This is a genomic window from Specibacter sp. AOP5-B1-6 (genome assembly GCF_052376555.1).
Lineage (GTDB): Bacteria > Actinomycetota > Actinomycetes > Actinomycetales > Micrococcaceae > Specibacter.
The window spans coordinates 99,273-116,858 of record NZ_JBQSVT010000013.1; the positions used below are offsets into that span (position 1 = coordinate 99,273).

15 protein-coding genes and 1 tRNA gene are annotated in these 17,586 nt (G+C 63.0%); 8 read left to right on the forward strand and 8 right to left on the reverse strand.

Annotated elements, in window-relative coordinates; all coding sequences use genetic code 11:
* Positions 1–53: 53 nt before the first annotated feature.
* Both ACT3TS_RS08960 and ACT3TS_RS08965 read right to left on the reverse strand, forming a co-directional pair.
* Positions 54–2,129 (reverse strand): acyl-CoA dehydrogenase family protein, encoded by a 2,076-nt coding sequence (locus ACT3TS_RS08960; protein WP_444531159.1) that lies wholly within the window; start codon positions 2,127–2,129, stop codon positions 54–56.
* Positions 2,126–2,905, reverse strand: a complete 780-nt coding sequence (locus tag ACT3TS_RS08965; RefSeq protein WP_444531160.1) for a TetR/AcrR family transcriptional regulator — start codon at positions 2,903–2,905, stop codon at positions 2,126–2,128. The genes ACT3TS_RS08960 and ACT3TS_RS08965 overlap by 4 nt, the downstream gene beginning before the upstream one ends.
* 65 nt (positions 2,906–2,970) lie before the next feature.
* Between ACT3TS_RS08965 and ACT3TS_RS08970 the strand changes: the two genes are divergently transcribed.
* The 3 genes from ACT3TS_RS08970 to ACT3TS_RS08980 are packed head-to-tail and all read left to right on the forward strand — an operon-like array spanning position 2,971 to position 6,657.
* Positions 2,971–4,368: an acetyl-CoA C-acetyltransferase gene (locus ACT3TS_RS08970; protein ID WP_444531161.1), complete on the forward strand. Its 1,398-nt coding sequence runs from the start codon at positions 2,971–2,973 to the stop codon at positions 4,366–4,368.
* A 4-nt stretch (positions 4,369–4,372) separates the two neighbouring features.
* A complete protein-coding gene (locus tag ACT3TS_RS08975) occupies positions 4,373–5,749 on the forward strand; it encodes a 3-oxoacyl-ACP reductase (RefSeq protein WP_444531162.1) in 1,377 nt (458 codons plus the stop codon).
* Positions 5,746–6,657, forward strand: a complete 912-nt coding sequence (locus ACT3TS_RS08980; RefSeq protein WP_444531163.1) for a MaoC/PaaZ C-terminal domain-containing protein — start codon at positions 5,746–5,748, stop codon at positions 6,655–6,657. Before ACT3TS_RS08975 ends, ACT3TS_RS08980 begins: the two co-directional genes overlap by 4 nt.
* A gap of 137 nt (positions 6,658–6,794) precedes the next feature.
* Here ACT3TS_RS08980 and ACT3TS_RS08985 read toward each other — a convergent pair whose 3' ends face one another.
* From ACT3TS_RS08985 to ACT3TS_RS08995, 3 genes are all read right to left on the reverse strand, one after another.
* Positions 6,795–8,489: an alpha/beta-hydrolase family protein gene (locus tag ACT3TS_RS08985; protein WP_444531164.1), complete on the reverse strand. Its 1,695-nt coding sequence runs from the start codon at positions 8,487–8,489 to the stop codon at positions 6,795–6,797.
* Positions 8,490–8,537: 48 nt separating this feature from the next.
* The gene (locus tag ACT3TS_RS08990) at positions 8,538–9,314 is read right to left on the reverse strand and encodes a DUF2786 domain-containing protein (RefSeq protein WP_444531165.1); all 777 of its coding nucleotides are present in this window, start codon (positions 9,312–9,314) and stop codon (positions 8,538–8,540) included.
* Between the two features lie 194 nt (positions 9,315–9,508).
* Positions 9,509–9,591 (reverse strand) — tRNA-Leu (locus ACT3TS_RS08995).
* Between the two features lie 191 nt (positions 9,592–9,782).
* Here ACT3TS_RS08995 and ACT3TS_RS09000 point away from each other — a divergent pair.
* Together ACT3TS_RS09000 and ACT3TS_RS09005 are read left to right on the forward strand one after the other, a co-directional pair.
* Positions 9,783–11,087: a M20/M25/M40 family metallo-hydrolase gene (locus tag ACT3TS_RS09000; RefSeq protein ID WP_444531166.1), complete on the forward strand. Its 1,305-nt coding sequence runs from the start codon at positions 9,783–9,785 to the stop codon at positions 11,085–11,087.
* 55 nt (positions 11,088–11,142) lie between these two features.
* A complete protein-coding gene (locus tag ACT3TS_RS09005) occupies positions 11,143–12,300 on the forward strand; it encodes an acyl-CoA dehydrogenase family protein (RefSeq protein ID WP_444531167.1) in 1,158 nt (385 codons plus the stop codon).
* Positions 12,301–12,308: 8 nt separating this feature from the next.
* Here the strand turns inward: ACT3TS_RS09005 and ACT3TS_RS09010 are convergent, their stop codons facing one another.
* Positions 12,309–12,548: a DUF5703 family protein gene (locus tag ACT3TS_RS09010; RefSeq protein ID WP_444531168.1), complete on the reverse strand. Its 240-nt coding sequence runs from the start codon at positions 12,546–12,548 to the stop codon at positions 12,309–12,311.
* Positions 12,549–12,705: 157 nt separating this feature from the next.
* Between ACT3TS_RS09010 and ACT3TS_RS09015 the strand changes: the two genes are divergently transcribed.
* Positions 12,706–12,996 carry a hypothetical protein gene (locus ACT3TS_RS09015; RefSeq protein ID WP_444531169.1) on the forward strand — a complete coding sequence of 97 codons (291 nt, stop codon included), beginning with the start codon at positions 12,706–12,708 and terminating at the stop codon, positions 12,994–12,996.
* A gap of 103 nt (positions 12,997–13,099) precedes the next feature.
* On the opposite strand, the gene ACT3TS_RS09020 is transcribed toward ACT3TS_RS09015, so the two are convergent.
* Positions 13,100–14,038 carry an aldo/keto reductase gene (locus tag ACT3TS_RS09020; protein WP_444531170.1) on the reverse strand — a complete coding sequence of 313 codons (939 nt, stop codon included), beginning with the start codon at positions 14,036–14,038 and terminating at the stop codon, positions 13,100–13,102.
* A 91-nt stretch (positions 14,039–14,129) separates the two neighbouring features.
* Between ACT3TS_RS09020 and ACT3TS_RS09025 the strand changes: the two genes are divergently transcribed.
* Positions 14,130–14,966: an undecaprenyl-diphosphate phosphatase gene (locus ACT3TS_RS09025; protein WP_444531171.1), complete on the forward strand. Its 837-nt coding sequence runs from the start codon at positions 14,130–14,132 to the stop codon at positions 14,964–14,966.
* Between the two features lie 238 nt (positions 14,967–15,204).
* Positions 15,205–16,539 (forward strand): cysteine--1-D-myo-inosityl 2-amino-2-deoxy-alpha-D-glucopyranoside ligase, encoded by a 1,335-nt coding sequence (gene mshC, locus ACT3TS_RS09030; RefSeq protein ID WP_444531172.1) that lies wholly within the window; start codon positions 15,205–15,207, stop codon positions 16,537–16,539.
* Between the two features lie 389 nt (positions 16,540–16,928).
* Here mshC and ACT3TS_RS09035 read toward each other — a convergent pair.
* On the reverse strand, positions 16,929–17,586 hold a 658-nt coding region (locus tag ACT3TS_RS09035; RefSeq protein ID WP_444531173.1), incomplete at its 5' end, for an HNH endonuclease signature motif containing protein.

The window sequence follows — 17,586 nt, forward strand, 5'->3', positions numbered from 1 at the left end:
CCGCGCGGGTGCCGCCGTCGAACTTCAAGAAGTTCTGTCCCTATAAGACAGTGCTATTTTTTCGCTGAAGCCTTGGCTTTCTGGATCAGCACCTTTTCATCAATCGGAGCTTCCGAGCTGGCCCGCAGTTTACGGAAGTAGTCGCGCGCCTCGTCCTGGCGCTCACGCTCAATGCCCGTCGAGATCGTGGCCCGGAGGTGCTCGGGGCCGTAACCGAACGCGTCCACCAGATCCACCGCGTGGGGACGCAATTTGGCGAGGGTGCGGTTGATGTAGGGCGCGAGGGTGCGGGCACGCTGCATGGAGATGCGGCCGTTCATCAGGTACCAGTCGAGGTGCTTTTCGATCAACGTAAGCCCCAACAAATCGCGCAGACGGGTCAGCACCCGCTTGGTTCCGGCGTCGTTGACCCGGCCCAAGGCAGCCGTGAAAGCCTCCCACTGCAGCAGCTCGGCATGTGCCCGTGCTGCTTCAATCAAGGCGTTTTGGTTCTCATTGAAGACCTCCGCACCCTTCTCCTTGGGAAGCTTCGCTGCTTCCTTCAAGGCACCCGCAACATCGGCGACCATGGTCTGCACCCGGTCGGCAAGCAGCTGGCGCTGTGTGGCCTCGTCTTTCAGGGCTTTGGCGGACTTCTGGGCCGAGCCGGAGTCAGCGACGAATTGTGCCACCTGCCGCAAGCCTGTCTTGTTCAAGGTCAGGTCGGCGGCCTGGCCCACAACGAACCGTGCCAACACGCCGAAGTCAAGGTTGCGGAAGTCCTTGCTGTAGTCCGCCAACAGTCGTTTGGCCACCAGCTGCAGCAGGACTGTGTTGTCGCCCTCAAAGGTGGCGTACACGTCGAGGTCGGCGCGCAGTGACGTGAACCGGTTCTCGATCATGAAGCCCGCACCGCCGCAAGCTTCCCGGCATTCCTGCAGTGTGTCCAGGGCGTGCCATGTCGTCAGGGACTTCAACGCAGCTGCCAGTGTTTCCAGGTCCTGACGGTCCTCGTCGGTGTCATGGGCGCCGGAGAACACGTCGTCGAACTTCACGAGCAATTCCTCGTGCGCAAAGGCGGCCGCATACGTGGTCGCCAGCAAAGGAAGCAACCGGCGCTGGTGGCGCTGGTAGTCAAGTAGCACGACTTCCTCGGTGTCCGAGGCGGCGTTGAACTGCCGGCGTTCGGTGGCGTACTGAATGGCAATCTTCAAGGCGACCTTGGACGCTGCAACAGCGGCACCGTTCAGGGATACGCGGCCCTGGACAAGAGTGCCCAACATCGTAAAGAAGCGCCGTCCGGGACTGGCGATCGAGGAACTGTAGCTGCCGTCAACGGCGACGTCGCCGTAGCGGTTCAGCAGGTTTGTGCGCGGGATCCGCACATGATCGAAGGCAAGGCGGCCATTGTCAATGCCGTTCAGCCCGCCCTTGATGTTGTCGTCAAGGCCCTGGATGCCGGGCAGGAATTCCTTGCTCGCCGGGTCACGCAGTTCGACGTAAAACGCGTGCACTCCGTGGTTGACGCCCTTGGTGATCAGCTGGGCAAACACGACGGCAGCCAAACCGTCCACCGCTGCATTGCCAATGAATTCCTTCCACGCAGCCCGGAACGGGGTGTGGATGACAAACTCTTCAGTGGCTTCGTCGTAAGCGGCAGTCGTGGCGATTGATGCCACGTCGGAGCCGTGGCCAATTTCAGTCATCGCAAAGCAGCCCGGAATGTCCAGGTTCATAATGCCTGGCAGCCATTTGTCCTGGTGCTCTGCATTGCCCAGGTGAAGCACTGCGGAGCCGAACAAGCCCCACTGCACACCGCCCTTGATCTGCAGCGACGGGTCCGCAATGACGAGTTCCTCAAAGCCGGCAACATTGCCGCCGTGATCATCGCTGCCGCCCAGGCGTTTCGGGAAGGCACGGTGAACACCGTTTTGCTGCACCAGGATGCCCAGCTGCTTAAACACCAGTTTGCGGTGTTCGGTGTGGGTCAGGCCCTCAACCTTGTGCAATTCCGGCTTGCCGGCAAGCTCTCGGGCGGCCAACCTAACCTGCGCCCACCGGCCCAGGAGAACTTCGCCGAGCTCTGCCACGTCAACGCCGGCGTTGTCGTGGTTTGCTGCGGGAGAAACTGGGGTCATTACATTGCTCATGATCTTCCTTCTGCTGCGGTTGCTGAACGGGGAGGGGACACGGGGGAGACAAGCTGCCCCACGCCGTCGAATAGCCACGTTGAGATCTGCTCAGCCATGGCGTTTGAATCTGGTTTGCCGGGAACATCCGGGGTCTGAAGCCACAATTCGCCGGTCGTCCGCACGAGGCCGATGGCAGCCGTGGGCCAATAGCCCAACAGCGGCGAATCCGGATCGCCCATGAGGTCCCGCATCGGTTCGGTGATCATTGCCGTCACGGAGTCAAAGAATCCGCTCAGCTCACCGGACGGGCTCAGATCACCGTCGGTGGGGATGGTGACGAAGAAATACACGTTCGGGGAGGTTTGCGCCATGTGCAGGTAGGCCTGGACCATGGCGGTCACGCCTTGACGCGGCTCGGTGGCCCCCTGCCGTGCAGCCGCAATGGTGTCCTGCATCTGCCTGATCACCACCGAGCCAACTGCCTGCCGGAGCCCGGACTTGTCACCAAAATAGCGGTAAAACACCGACTTTGACGTCCCCGCCTTGGTGGCAATGTCCTCCATGGATGCGTCCGGACCCAAACGGTGGATGGCCCGTCTGGTTGCCTTGATCAAGGTACGACGGCGTTCCTCACGGTGCGCTTCCCACCTCGCCGAGCGTCCGTCAACAGTCGCCGGAACTACCGGCTCGCTGCCACTGTCGGCACCAAACGCTGCCGAGGTGGCGGGACCGCCGCCTTGGTCGGGTGCTGGGGAAGAAACCGGCGGGGCCGGGTCCTGCTGCAAGATGTTCACGATACCCAGCGTATCAGGTACGCTGGGTATCAGTAACAAAAGGCGTTCCCAAAGGAGAGAGCTTCATGAACACCCCCACAACACCAGGCACCCCAACCACTGCCGTGCCTTCCGGCACCTCGACAAGCCCCGCGGGCTCCACTTCAGCAAAGACACCAGCGCTCCCCGTGACGCGCAAGGCTGTCATTGTTGGCGGAAACCGCATCCCCTTTGCACGCTCCGGCGGGGCCTACGCGCACTCCTCGAACCAGGACATGCTCACGGCAGCCCTGGACGGATTGATTGCCCGCTTTGGCTTGGCTGATGAAGAAATTGGCGAAGTTGCCGCCGGCGCGGTGCTCAAGCATTCCAGGGACTTCAACCTCACCCGTGAGGCAGTTCTCGGTTCGGCCCTGGCCGCCACAACTCCCGCGTACGACCTCCAGCAGGCCTGCGCCACCGGCATGGAAGCAGTCATCGGGCTGTCGAACAAGATCAAGCTGGGCCAGATCGACTCGGCCATTGCCGGCGGCGTCGATTCCGCCTCGGATGCCCCGATTGCCGTCAGCGAGGGCCTGCGCGGAATTCTGCTGGACCTCAACCGTGCCAAGACAACCGGCCAGAAGGTAAAAATCCTCAGCCGCATCAGGCCCAAGGACCTCTCACCCGATGCACCCTCCACCGGCGAACCACGCACGGGCCTGTCGATGGGGGAGCACCAGGCACTGACCACCGCCCAGTGGAAGATCAGCCGTGAAGCCCAAGACAAACTGGCCCTGGCCAGCCACAAGAACCTGGCCGCCGCCTACGACAGGCATTTCTTCGATGACCTCATCACCCCGTTCCGCGGGCTGACCCGCGACTCGAACCTGCGCGCCGACTCGAGCCTGGAGAAGCTGGGCAAGCTCAAGCCTGCCTTTGGCAAGTCTCTCGGCGATGCCGCAACGATGACGGCAGGCAACTCCACCCCGCTGACCGACGGCGCCTCCGCCGTCCTGCTTGCCTCCGAAGAATGGGCCACCGCACGCGAGCTGCCCATCCTTGCCAGCGTTGTGGACGGCGAAGCAGGCGCGGTTGACTTTGTCCATGGCAAAGACGGACTGCTGATGGCTCCGGCCTTCGCCGTTCCCCGGCTGCTGGCCCGCAACGGCCTGTCGCTTGATGACATCGACTACTTTGAAATCCACGAAGCCTTCGCTGGAACGGTGCTCAGCACCCTTGCCGCCTGGGAAGACGAGGAATTCGGCATCAAGAGGCTCGGGCTCGAAGGCGCCTTCGGATCCGTTGACAGGGCAAAGCTCAACGTCAACGGCTCATCCCTGGCGGCCGGCCACCCCTTTGCCGCAACCGGCGGACGCCTCGTGGCAACCCTGGCCAAAATGCTGCATGAACGCGGTGAGGTCAACGGCCGTCCCGCCCGCGGCTTGATTTCCGTCTGCGCCGCCGGCGGCCAAGGCGTCGTCGCAATCCTGGAAGCACGGTAACCACATGAGCACGCAAAGAACAGCCGCCGGACTGCGCGAAAAGGCCGACAAGTACACAGAATTCGTCAGTGGCGGCTTCGGCAAGGACCTGGCCAAGCGCCTGGGCCTGCCCCAGCCGGCGATCCTGCGCCGCTACAGCCCCGGCGCCCCACTCGTTGAAGGCCCCATTCTCGTGGTTGGCAAGGGTGCAGGGTCCGACGCCGTGGCGAATGTCCTGCTTGACTGGCACCAGGACGTGCGCAGGCATGCAACACCGAAGGAAAAGCTCGGTGCCATCGTGGTGGTCCTGGATGAGCTTGGCCACCCCGGCGAATTGTCTGAACCCATGCTCGCGGTGGGTTCGGCGCTGCGGGACCTCAACAAGAACGCCCGCGTCGTCAGCATCTCCCGCCCGGCTGCGACCGGCGACGCCCCGGCCGTGGCTGCCGCCCGCAACGGCATCGACGGCATCATCCGTTCGCTGGCCAAGGAACTCCGTGCCGGCGCCACGGCCAACGGTGTTTTGCTCGCCAACGGCGTCGCCCCGGCATCACCCAGTGCCATGTCAGCCCTGCGCTTCTTCCTCTCCGGCCGTTCGGCCTTCGTCGACGGCCAGTTCCTGACGGCCTCCACCGAGGGCACAAAAGAGCAGGCCGGCTGGGAGAAGCCGTTGAAGGGAAACGTCGCCGTGGTGACGGGCGCGGCCAGGGGGATAGGTGCGGCCATCGCCCGCACCCTTGCCCGGGACGGCGCCACAGTCATTGCGGTGGATGTTCCCTCCGCGGGCGACCACCTGGCCGCCGTCGCCAATGAGATCCATGGCACCGCACTGCAGCTGGACATCACCAACACCGACGCAGGGCAACGCATTCTCGACCACGCTTTGGGACGCTTCGGCAGACTCGACATTGTTGTCCATAACGCGGGCATCACCCGTGACAAACTGCTGGCCAACATGGATGCCGCACGCTGGGATTCCGTCATCGCCGTGAACATCGCCGCACAGCTGCGCATGAACGAGGCCTTTCTGGCCAGTAAAGACTTTGCGAAAAATTCCCGCATCATCAGCGTCGCGTCCACCAGCGGCATTGCAGGCAACCGCGGCCAGACCAACTACGCCGCTTCCAAGGCCGGCGTCATGGGCCTGGTGCGGGCAACCGCACCCCTGCTGGCCGAAAACGGGGGGACCGTGAACGCCGTCGCCCCCGGATTCATTGAAACCGACATGACAGCCAAGATTCCCTTTGCCACCCGCGAAGTTGCCAGGCGCCTGAACAGCCTCCAGCAGGGCGGCAAACCAAGCGACGTGGCCGAGGCCATCGCCTACTTTGCCCAACCGGCGGCAGCAGGTGTGACCGCAAACATCCTGCGCGTCTGCGGACAGAACCTGGTGGGGCAATGACAGCCGAGACGTTGTTGACTGAAATGCCGTCCCTGTCCAAGCTCTATGTCAACGCTGCAGCCACCGCGGCCAAGAGCCGGCTCATCCGCGCCGAACCGGTCGTGGCCCTGCCTTCACGGGCCGTGGAAGTTCGCGGCGTGCGTGCCGATCTGGTCAAGGTCACCGAGTTCGCCCACCTCATGGGGCAGCCGGCCCGTGATGTGTTGCCCTCCGGCTACCTGCACGCCCTCGTCTTTCCGGTGGCGATGAGCGTCATGGTCCAGGACGATTTTCCGCTTCCGCTGTTGGGCATGATCCACCTGCGCAACCAGGTGGAGCACTTTGCGCCCGTGCTCTTTACGGACGAGCTGTCCGTGCGGGCCTGGGCCCGGGATCTGACGGGACACAGGAGCGGCACGCAAGTGCAGCTGGTGGCTGAAATCCACAATGCCAACGGCACCAAGCTGCTGTGGCGCGGCACCTCCACCTACCTGGCCAAGGGCGTTTTCCTGCCGGGACTGGACCAACCAACAGCGGCGGCCGGGAGGATCGACTTTATACCCCCCACACCCACCGCACAGTGGCGCCTGGGAGTGGACACGGGACGCGCCTACGCATCGGTTTCGGGCGACTTCAACCCGATCCACCTGAGCGTCCTGACGGCCAAGGCGCTGGGGTTGCGTCGTTCGATCGCCCACGGAATGTACGCTGCTGCGCGCGTTCTGGCCACGGTCCCGCTGGCGAAGCCGGACTCCTTCAGTTGGGACATCTCCTTCGATTCGCCGGTGTTTTTGCCGGCCAACGTGTCCCTGGAGGTCGTGGACCACAGGACCGACGACGGCGCCTGGCTGAGTTCGGCGTTCACCGCCTGGAATGCGCGCAGTGCCAGGCAATACTTTCACGGCACGGTTTCGGCAGGCTGCCCCTGAGTTGCTGCCATCCCGGGCGGTCCGCCTCGCGGAGACGCCCGGGATCGGCCGTTGCAGCCGCCTCTCATCGGGCGACTGCCCGTTGAGAGGCGGGCGGTTGGCCGGGCGACGCGCCGGCGGCGACTGCCGGGGCCAGTTCAGTTGGCCATGGAGTCTTCGTGGGCATACGCCGCTATCAACGTCTTAATGTTTACGACCGCGTCCTGCTCGAGCCCACTGGGAGCCACGCCGTTCCAGGCCTCCACTGCCACGTCACCGAAATTGTGGCCATGGCTGGCAGGAACGGACTCGCCCATGAACATGTCAAAGGCCACCTGCAAATAGGTGACAAGCGGGATCCACACCATGGAATCGCTGACGTCCGGGGCACGGCCGCCACTGGCTGCAGTGCCGGAAAGCCAATCAGGCTTTTGCCAGATCAGCCGCGGCGTCAACCACGTCACAGCGTCGGTGCCGTGCTGCAGGAAGGCCACCCGCGACGGCTCCCAAGTTCCCGGGAATTTATCGAAATCTCCGTTGTTGGACAACCAGCGGACATTTCGGCCTCCGTCGTACACCGGCTGCCACGGCGGTGTGTCTGCGTCGCGTATCGCTTGAAGCGTGCCCCATGGCTGGGAATTGTTGGGTGCGCCCGCGAAGACAGCTCCGTCAATGCTGCTCGTCAGCTCCTCGACGCCCGAAAAGGCCGACTGCATGCCAGAAGCGCCAAGGCTCAACCCATACACATAGAGTTCCGGCCTGTCCTCCGCCGGCAGCGCTTGCCATTCCGACCTGACAGCCCGGTAAAGCGCCTGGCTCGAATCACGGGGAAGATCCTGATGAAAAAGAAACGACACCCAGCTGGGCTGGTAGGAATACTGCATTGAAACTATTGCCGTGTCACCTCCGTGCAGGTATTCCACGGAATCCATCGCTTGACGCTCCAGCCAACCCGACCCCGTGGGCGTCGCAATCACGAGCATGCTGCGGTCAAAGCCGCCCGTGCGCTTGAGCTCGGCCACCGCCAACTTGGCGCGGGCTTCCATGGATTCATCTTGGTCCGCTCCAACGTAGACACGCACAGGTTCCTTGGCTGGGTGCCGCGTCACCGCCGCAATTGCGGCAGCTGTGGGGCCGCCACCAACGAACGCGCGTCCCTGCATTCCCAACTTTTCCCACTCCACGGACGATTCCCGGCCTGCTGACCGAAACGTGGAAACAGGTTCGTTGATGCCATCGGGAGTTGTGTTGTTGCGGGCCGAGTAGATGCTGTCGGTGCCAATCAGGGCTGCCGTGACGAGCAGTGTCAGTGCCAGCAGGGCGGCAAGGGTGCTCGCGAGGAGGCCGCCCGCCGCGACAATTGTCGGTTGCGGCGTTGCCCGCCGGGCCCACTGTCGCCCCAGAGTTGCCATTTTGTGCAGGCCCCGACGGGCCCCAAACACGGCTGCAACGATGACAAGGGCGACGGCGAAGAACGTCAGGAGGTCCAGGCCGTCAATGGGCGGCATCTCCACCTTGTCGCGCACATCGTTTTGCCAGCGAACTGCCACGGCGCCCAACAGTGCCACATACAGCACCCCTGCAGTTCCCGCCGCCAACCAGGCCCACGGCGGCAAGGTGCGCTTGCCGAGGAGGGCGGGTGGCCGACGTCGTGCCAGTTGCCTGATGGCGGTCCGGGCAAGCCAGGCCGCCGCCACATATGCCGCGCCAAAACTCAGGCCAGCCAGAAAGCCTTGGAAAAGGGCCGGGCGGGGGACAAATGACGGGGTGAGCGCCAATGCCACCGCGAGGGTGCCGGCAGTGCCGGCAACGAGGGCAACAGCTGTGGTTGAACGGTGGTCGTGCATGGGCATGGGCCTCTGTTGTCGCGCAGGAGTGAAGCCCCCAGCCTATCGTCCAGCCTAGCCGCTTGAAGCCCCCAGGGCCTGCCTGTCTGCCACGTTGACCTGCCCGTTCACGGTCGCCATCGTGCCCGCAAAGCTGCCTGCTGCGTGCGCGTTGGCGGAACCAAAGGACATGGCCTGGCTGCGAGCCGAGCGGAGGGTGGGGTGGAGAGATTGGACGTGCTCATCGGCACGGTCAAGTCGGCTCGCCAGGACGAGCTCGTTTCCCGGCCCGCCCGCGGCCACTTCATCCTTGTGGATGGCAGCGATGCGGTGGGCCACAGTGGTGAGGAACCCCAGTTGGAACTGTCTGCGCTCGAGGGTTTTCTCATGGGCCGACAGGAACGGCTTGTACGGATAGTCCAGCCACCAGGACTGCATGGCGGTTTCCAACTGCAGCCCGAGTGAGACAAAAAGACGCAGGATCTGGGAGACGTCCGACTCGGCGCCAATCAAATAGAGCAGCTTCTTGCTGCTGGTGTTTGCCTGCAGCACCCGCACCGTATCGAAAGCCAGTGCAATTGCCGTCAAACCCCTCGCCTGGCCGACCCGGTACTGGCCGCTCAGCTCAAAGCGCTCCTCGACCATGAGCTCCTGCGGTCTCCCGGCTTTCCCTGCCTCCGCGTCAATGCTGGCCTGTTCAATCCCGTAGCGAACCATCAGCCGTTCAGCGTGCTCCTGAAAGGTCTGCGCTTCCGCGGGAAAGGGTGTGCTCTCGGCCTTGGCCAACAGCTTGGTGATGAGCTTGAGCGTTCTTTCTGCCTTGTCGGTTGCTTCGCTGGCGTTCTCCAACATCTTTCGGCTCCTTTGAAAGTCGCACTGCGTAATCAAGCACTTCGCAATCACCCGCAGGATTGCCTTACCACGCACCACGACACGACACGAGGATCATGCCTGCGGTGATTAAGACTGTAGCCGGGGGCTCTGACATTCCTGGCGGGCAAACAAAAAGACTCCCTGGGAACCAAAGTTCCCAGGGAGTCTGTCAGTGCGCGGAAAGGGACTTGAACCCTCACCCCGTTTCCAGGACTAGCACCTCAAGCTAGCGCGTCTGCCATTCCGCCACCCGCGCAGGTGATCACGGGATCCTGATTCTTCCCTTCGGATGAATCGTTGTCTCCCGCAGCAGCGATGAAAACAATAGCACGACTTTTGCGAGAACCAATAATCGAGGCCCCGGGGCCGGTTTGCGGACCGCTCAAGCGGCGGCCCGGACCCGAAAGGTAGGCTTGGTTCCACGCCATCGCACAAAGGAGTTTTTCCGTGAACACCGTCAGGCCTGAGGATGAAGTGGCCGGCATCTGCGCCGACCTCATCCGTTTCGACACCAGCAACTTTGCCGACAATGAAGGCCCCGGCGAACGGGCCATTGCCGAGCACACCGCCGCCTTGATCACCGACGCCGGACTTTCTGCCGAGCTGTACGAATCCTCACCGGGACGGGCAAACGTCGTCAGCCGCATCGAAGGAACCGATTCGTCACTGCCGGCACTGGTGGTGCACGGCCACCTTGACGTTGTCCCGGCCCAGGCGCAGGACTGGACGGTTGACCCGTTCTCGGGCGAGGAAAGGGACGGCTTGATTTGGGGCCGCGGCGCTGTGGACATGAAGGACATGGATGCCATGATCCTGTCCGTGATGCGTTCCATGGGCAGGGAAGGCCGCAAACCCAAGCGTGACATCGTGTTTGCCTTCTTTGCCGACGAAGAGGCCGGCGGAACCTATGGTGCGCGCTGGTCGGTTGACAACAGGCCCGACCTCTTCGAGGGGGCCACCGAGGCCATCTCCGAAGTCGGCGGCTTCTCCACCGACATCAACGGCAAACGTGCCTACCTGTTGCAAACAGCGGAAAAGGGGCTCGCCTGGCTGCGCCTGACGGCCCACGGCAGGGCCGGCCACGGCTCCCACATCAACACAGACAATGCAGTGACGCGCCTGGCCCGGGCAGTCACCCGCATTGGCGAGCACCAATGGCCCATCGAGTACACCGACACCACACGTGCCTTCCTTGAGGGTGTCTCCGAACTGACAGGCATCGAATTTGACGAGTCGAACCCCGACACGCTGCTCAGCCAGCTCGGCACGGTGTCCCGATTCGTGGGGGCCACGTTGCAAAACACGTCCAACCCGACTTATCTCAAGAGTGGCTACAAGGCGAACGTTATTCCGGGCACTGCCGAGGCCATGATCGACATCCGCACCCTGCCCGGCCAGCACGAACAGGTTCTCGAAATCGTCCGCGAGCTGGCGGGTGAGGGTGTCGACATCTCCACCATCCACAACGACGTCTCACTCGAAACGCCCTTCGCCGGAAACCTCGTGGACGCCATGATCGATTCCCTGCATGCCGAGGACCCGGGCTCCACCGTCCTGCCCTACACGCTCTCCGGCGGCACCGACAACAAATCACTGAGCCGCCTGGGCATCACCGGCTACGGCTTCGCACCGCTGCAGCTGCCGCCCGAACTGGATTTCACGGGCATGTTCCACGGCGTGGACGAACGCGTCCCCGTCGACTCGCTCAAATTCGGCGCCCGGGTCCTCGACCGCCTGCTGAGCACCTACTGACCCGGTCCGGACACAGACGACGGCAATCTCCCAGTAAGCACTAAGGAATCCCGCCATGAGCATTGAGCTGAACGAACTTCTGCCCGACGAGCTGCTGGAGCGTTTTCGCGACCGCGCCAAAGGCTACGACGAACGCAACGAGTTCTTTCACGAAGACCTGGCCGAGCTGAAGGCCCAGGGTTACCTGCGCATGTTTGCTGCCGAGGACGACGGCGGACTCGGCTTTGGTTTGGAGCGGGCGGCGGCCGCGCAACGCAGGTTGGCGACGGCGGCCCCGGCCACAGCATTGGCGGTGAACATGCATTTGGTGTGGACCGGCGTCGCCCATCTCCTGTCCCGGCGCGGGGATGACTCCCTGCACTATGTCCTGCAGGAGGCTGTGGCGGGGGAGGTGTTTGCCTTCGGCAATTCGGAGGCGGGCAACGACTCCGTGCTTTTTGACTCCAACACCGTGGCGGCACCAATGGCCGACGGCGGATATGCCTTCACGGGCACGAAGATCTTCACGTCGCTGTCGCCTGCGTGGACCCGGCTGGGCATATTTGGCAAGGATGCGACGGGGGAGGAGCCGGTGCTGGTGCACGCGTTCATCACCCGGGACACCCCCGGCTACGCGATCAAGGACGACTGGAACACCTTGGGCATGCGCGCCAGCCAGTCGAACACCACAGTGCTCGACGGCGTGGTGGCGCCTGCCGAGCGCGTGTTCCGGAAGCTTCCGGTGGGCCCGAACGCGGATCCGCTGATTTTTGCCATCTTTGCCTGCTTCGAGACGCTGCTGGCTGCCGTTTACACGGGGCTGGGGGAGCGGGCGCTGGACATCGGCGTTGCCACGGTCCAGAAACGCCGGTCAAAGAAGTCGGGGAAGAGTTACGCACATGATCCTGACATCCGCTGGCGCATTGCCGACGCCGCCCTGGCGATGGATGGGCTGTATCCCCAGTTGGAGTCGGTGGCCCGGGACGTGGACAACCTTGCGGACCATGGCGGCCAGTGGTTCCCGAAGCTGGTGGGTTTGAAGGTTCGTGCCACCGAAACGGCGCGTACGGTCGTGGACCTGATAATCCGGGTCAGCGGTGGCGGGACGTACTTTGCCGGCAATGAGCTTGGCCGGCTGTACCGCGATGTGCTGGCGGGGATGTTCCACCCCTCGGACGACGAATCAGCCCACTCGACCATTGCCAACGCCTGGTTGGGGCCGATTGAGCCCTGAGGTGCGGACTAATAGACGGTCAAGGTCCGCTCCACCCGCAGAACTTTCCTGCGCATGAGGTACTTCCGTTGTCCTCCCAGGTACAAGGTGCTGCGCTCCAGCTCCCATTTCCCGTATTCGGCATGCTCACGAAGTCGCTGGTAGGCAATGGGAACCGGCTCGCCGGATCCGACCGTGATGACAAGGTACTCGTATTGGCGCAGGGGCGCCCCGCGGCCGGTGAATGCCGGTTTGATCGATTCCCTCATGAACAGTCCTTTCCGCCGTCGCGCTTTTGCCCTTGCTCATCCGTTCACGGTCCATGAACACTGCGTTCACTAACCAAGCTACCCCCTGCCGCCCCAGGTGTAAGCCATCGCGGAAAAGGACTTTCAAGTTCGCGGGCACACTGGTACCGTCAATCGCATGAGCATTGATCCCCGCGCAGCACTGAGCGCCTTGACCACAGCATTGGAAGAACATTTGGTGGCCGCCTCAGCGCGCCGGGGGGAAGAGGACCCGATTGTTGAGGCCACCTTTCTGGGCATTATCGATGCCTTTGAAGCCTACGAGGAAGCACTCTTTGACGCCTTTGACGAGGTGACACCGCTGGTCATCTACGGGGAAGACGGCGATGACGATTTCGACGACGATGATGACGAGAACGACCACGAGAACGAGGACTCCGAGGACGCCTTGGAGCCGCTCACGGACTGATTCCGTCAGACTCGCCCACACGGGCGTGATCTGCCCCCTGTTGTGAAACTGAAGGCCCTCCCAGGAGGGCCTTCAGTGCGCTCTGCCCCGCTTTCCCTGCCACCTACCGCTGGTGGCGTGAGACTTCGCTGAGGACTGTCACAATTTGTTCCGGCAGGGGAGCCAGCGACGAACTGAGGATTTCCTTAAGCTGTTCCCGGGTCCGGGGTCCGACAACGGCCGCCGACACGCCTTGGTGTTCCAGCAACCAGCTCAGGGCCACATCCAGGGGAGAGCGCCCAAGCCCCTTTGCAGCCGTTACCAGTGCCTCGGTGATCCTGGCCGGGCGGCCCTCCAAATATTTCTCCACATAGCTGCACATGGTGGCGCTGGCGCCACGTGAATCAGCGGGGATCTGGCCGCGGTATTTGCCCGTGAGGACGCCCCGGCCCAGCGGTGCCCAACACAACAAGCCGGCGCCGACATGTTCGGCAGCGGGGATGACTTCCTGCTCCGCGGTGCGTGCAAGCAGGGAGTACTCAACCTGGTTGGCCACGAGCGGGGCATCCGACAGGGTTGCGGCACGGGCCAACTGCCATCCGTTGTAATTGGACACCCCGGCGTAGCGGACACGCCCGCTGCTGACGGCATGCTCAAGGGCACCCAGCGTCTCTTCCAACGGCACGTTGTCATCCCAAATGTGGGCCAGCCACAAATCGAGATGGTCGGTGCCCAGCCTGGCAAGGGAAGCGTCCAGGCCTGCGAGCATGGCGCGGCGTGAGGTGTCGACCATGCGCCTTCCATTGCGATGGCTGACACCTGCCTTGGACACGAGGACAACATCACTGCGCGGAACCACGTCACCGAGCAGTTCGCCAAGAATGGCCTCGCTGCGCCCCTCGACATGGCTCACTGCCGTGTCGACGGTGGTGCCGCCCGCATCCACAAAGTCACGCAGCTGCCCGCCGGCAGTCTCAGCGTCGGTTTCATTGCCCCAGGTCATTGTGCCCAAAGTCAGCGCCGAGACGCGCAACCCGCTGGTGCCCATGAATCGTTGTTCCATAGTGCTAGCTTACGGTGAACTTTGGGCGGATAATGCGCACCCACGGCGCCGTTGAACCCGATGCGCCCGCACATGCTTTAGGCTGAAATGCGTGAACTGGTTTGAAGCAGCCTTCCTAGGCCTAATCCAGGGCCTGACAGAATTCCTCCCGATTTCTTCAAGCGCCCATCTTTTTGTCGTCGGCAAGTTCCTGCCCTCGGGGGCTGACCCTGGCGCGGCTTTTACTGCCGTCAGCCAGCTTGGCACCGAGACGGCCGTTCTGGTCTTCTTCTGGCGCGACATCGTCCGCATCATCAAGGCGTGGTGGGGTTCGTTGCGGGGGAGGGTGCCGCGAACCGACCCGGATGTGCGCATGGGCTGGCTGGTCATCATGGGCAGTGTGCCCATCGCGCTGCTGGGTGTGGTGTTTCAAAGCCACATTGAATCCACACTGCGCAACCTCTGGCTCGTGGCGACAACGCTGGTTGTCTTCGGGCTCATCCTTGCCGTGGCAGACACGGTGGCTTCGCAAAAGCGGGAACTCAAAGACCTCAGCTACAAACACGGCATCATCTACGGGTTCGCTCAGGCCCTGGCGTTGATACCTGGCGTCTCGCGTTCAGGCGGAACCATCACCGCCGGTCTGCTGATGGGATACACCCGCGAATCAGCTGCCAGGTATTCATTTCTGCTGGCCATTCCGGCTGTATTTGGCAGTGGCTTCTACGAGCTCTACAAAATTGTGTCGGGACACGAGAGCGCCGACGGACCCTTCGGCATCGGCCAAACTGCGTTGGCCACGGTCATCGCCTTTGTTGTGGGTTATCTCATCATTGGCTGGTTTCTTAAATTCATCTCCACCAACAGTTTCCGCCCCTTCGTTTGGTACCGCATCGGGCTGGGCCTGCTGCTCTACATCCTGCTGGGCACAGGCATCATCACGCCATAAGGCCACGACGTACCGGTGTTCAAATGCACCGTCGCTGGCGCACGCCCCCTCGGAGGATAGCGCCCACCCTCCTCCCAGAAAGCCGCTTCGCGCGTTTGGGGCCCCTCGCCCGATAGCGCCTCACGGGCTCCCCGAAACACGCTTCGCGCGTTTGGGGCCCCTCGCCCGATAGCGCCTCACGGGCTCCCCGAAACACGCTTCGCGCGTTTGGGGCCCCTCGCCCGATAGGCTTAGCTCTGTGAAAACTTGGAAGTCCCCTGCCCTCCCTCAGCTGCCTGGCGTCATGCCGGGCATCCAACTGCATGAAACCACCGCACAGCGGGTGGTTCCACTGCCGGACACAGAACCCGCCAGCCTCTACGTTTGCGGCATCACGCCCTACGACGCCACGCACATCGGCCACGCGGCAACCTACGTAGCCTTTGACCTGCTCAACAGGGCCTGGCGTGACCAGGACCGCACGGTCAGCTATGTGCAAAATGTCACAGACATTGACGACCCCCTCCTCGAACGGGCCACCCGCGACGGCGTGGACTGGCGCGAACTGGCCATCTCACAGACGGCCCTGTTCCAAGCCGACATGGTGGCCCTCAACGTGCTGGCCCCGGACAATTACATCGGTGCCGTCGAGGCCATCGGCTGGATCGTGCCCGAGGTGGAGAAACTTATTGCAGCAGGCATCGCCTACCCTGTTGCGGGCGGAAACGGAGAGCCCGACGGCGACATCTACTTCTCCGTCGAAGCGGCTTCGGCTGCGGCCAAGTCCGGCGGACCCGACTCGCCGTGGTGGCTGGGGCAGATATCCGGCCTCACCGAGGAGGAGATGCTCCCCTTCTTCGCTGAACGCGGCGGAGATCCCGAACGCGCCGGCAAGCGTCATCGACTCGATCCGCTGCTCTGGCGCGTTGCCCGCGAAGGGGAGCCCTTCTGGGACGGATCCTCGCTGGGAGATGGACGACCCGGCTGGCATATCGAATGCACGGTAATTGCCCAGCGCTTCCTGCCCAAGCCATTCACGGTCCAGGGTGGGGGCAGCGACCTGGTCTTTCCGCACCACGAAATGGGTGCCGGCCATGCCTTTGCCCTCGAACACACGCCCATGGCCCAGCACTACAGCCACACGGGCATGGTGGGACTCGACGGCGAAAAAATGAGCAAGTCACTGGGTAACCTTGTGCTCGTCTCCGTCCTGCGTGCCGAAGGCACCGACCCGGCCGCCATCCGCTTGGCCATCCTTGCCCACCACTACCGCGTCGACTGGTTCTGGACACAGGAACTGCTCGACGACGCCGAGTACCGCCTCGAGCGCTGGCGCAAGGCAGTCCAGACGGCACCCGATGGTTCAGCCAAGCCCCTGCTGGCGGAGATGCGTGCCGCACTCTCGCAAGATCTTGACGCGCCACGGGCGCTGGCCGCCGTTGACGCTTGGGCCGCGGCGTCGATCGCAGCAGCAACCGCCTCAGCAAGGGCCGCAGATGGCAGCCAACCCGTTGGCGGCGTTGCCGCGGCGTCCGAGCGGGACGCGGACCTGGTCTCCGACTCGCTCGAGGCACTGCTGGGCATCAAGCTGTAACGACACGAGACAGGTCCGACCACCGGTGTCTCCGGCGGCCGGACCTGTTTTTTTACCGAAAACTGGCATATCGGTTTCACTTTTCACGTACAACTTTCGCTTACACCGCGGGCATGGAATTCAAGAAGGACTTCAGTAAGTTGGTAAGCAAGTCGCGGCCGAGCTGGACCTGCATATCGCCTGCGACAAGTACGGGATGCACACGAGCCCAACCGATGTTTGCTGGCTTATCCTGCACCCCGTGGTTAACGAACCGCTTCACGCCAATTTGCTCGTCCCGGATCGATTAGGTCCATCCGCTATTCGTCCACATGACCGCGGGGCTACTGATACGAAGTAACGGTGCGGGACCCTGGCCTTACAACTGGCTTGGCCTTCAACTGCCCTGCTCAGGCGCCCATGTCTGGGTGGCTGACGAGGTAGTTGGCGAGGGTTTCTTTGTCGAGGGCGGCTTGTTCCTCGTCGGTGGGGAAGGTGCCTGGTGGCGGTACTGGCAGGGGGCGGGCGTAGGGGTCGTCGTCTTGTTCCATGCCCGGGATGTCGTCCTCGTCCAGGAACGCGAAGCCCAGGAAGTCCTCGAACTCTTGGAAGTCCTGAGGCTCGTGAGGATCCTGGGTGTCGTGGACCTCGGCGGTGCTTTGGGGGTCAGCACTTTCGGGGTCAGTACTCGTGGGCTCAGCCGCGGTGTTTTGGTCGGTGTTGTCGTGGCTGTCTGGTTGTCCGAGGGTTTTGTTGATGTGTGTCTTCAACCATTCCGGGTAGACCGGTGGTTGCGTATCGCCGACCTCGGGCGGGTAGTACCGCCCGGTCGGTGAGGTCCAGGCAACCCGTCCGGAGACCATGGTCGGGGTCCAGCCACGCAGGCGTACTGCTTCACGTTCCGGGCTTTGATCGGTGCGGCATTCACCGGTACTGGTCCTGTCATCCTTGAAATGCTTCAGCAGATGATGGCGATGACACAACGTTTCAAGGTTGTCGTAAATGGAGAGGCCGCCGTGCTCGAATTTCTTGAGGTGGTCGATCTCGCAGTTCGTCGCTTTCGCCAAG

Bases quoted from the DNA above. Each gene is read 5' to 3' on its own strand.
- ACT3TS_RS08960 (WP_444531159.1), bottom strand. From the start codon at position 2,129: ATGAGCAATGTAATGACCCCAGTTTCTCCCGCAGCAAACCACGACAAC.
- ACT3TS_RS08970 (WP_444531161.1), top strand. From the start codon at position 2,971: ATGAACACCCCCACAACACCAGGCACCCCAACCACTGCCGTGCCTTCC.
- ACT3TS_RS08975 (WP_444531162.1), top strand. From the start codon at position 4,373: ATGAGCACGCAAAGAACAGCCGCCGGACTGCGCGAAAAGGCCGACAAG.
- ACT3TS_RS08980 (WP_444531163.1), top strand. From the start codon at position 5,746: ATGACAGCCGAGACGTTGTTGACTGAAATGCCGTCCCTGTCCAAGCTC.
- ACT3TS_RS08985 (WP_444531164.1), bottom strand. From the start codon at position 8,489: ATGCCCATGCACGACCACCGTTCAACCACAGCTGTTGCCCTCGTTGCC.
- ACT3TS_RS08990 (WP_444531165.1), bottom strand. From the start codon at position 9,314: ATGTTGGAGAACGCCAGCGAAGCAACCGACAAGGCAGAAAGAACGCTC.
- ACT3TS_RS09005 (WP_444531167.1), top strand. From the start codon at position 11,143: ATGAGCATTGAGCTGAACGAACTTCTGCCCGACGAGCTGCTGGAGCGT.
- ACT3TS_RS09010 (WP_444531168.1), bottom strand. From the start codon at position 12,548: ATGAGGGAATCGATCAAACCGGCATTCACCGGCCGCGGGGCGCCCCTG.
- ACT3TS_RS09015 (WP_444531169.1), top strand. From the start codon at position 12,706: ATGAGCATTGATCCCCGCGCAGCACTGAGCGCCTTGACCACAGCATTG.
- ACT3TS_RS09020 (WP_444531170.1), bottom strand. From the start codon at position 14,038: ATGGAACAACGATTCATGGGCACCAGCGGGTTGCGCGTCTCGGCGCTG.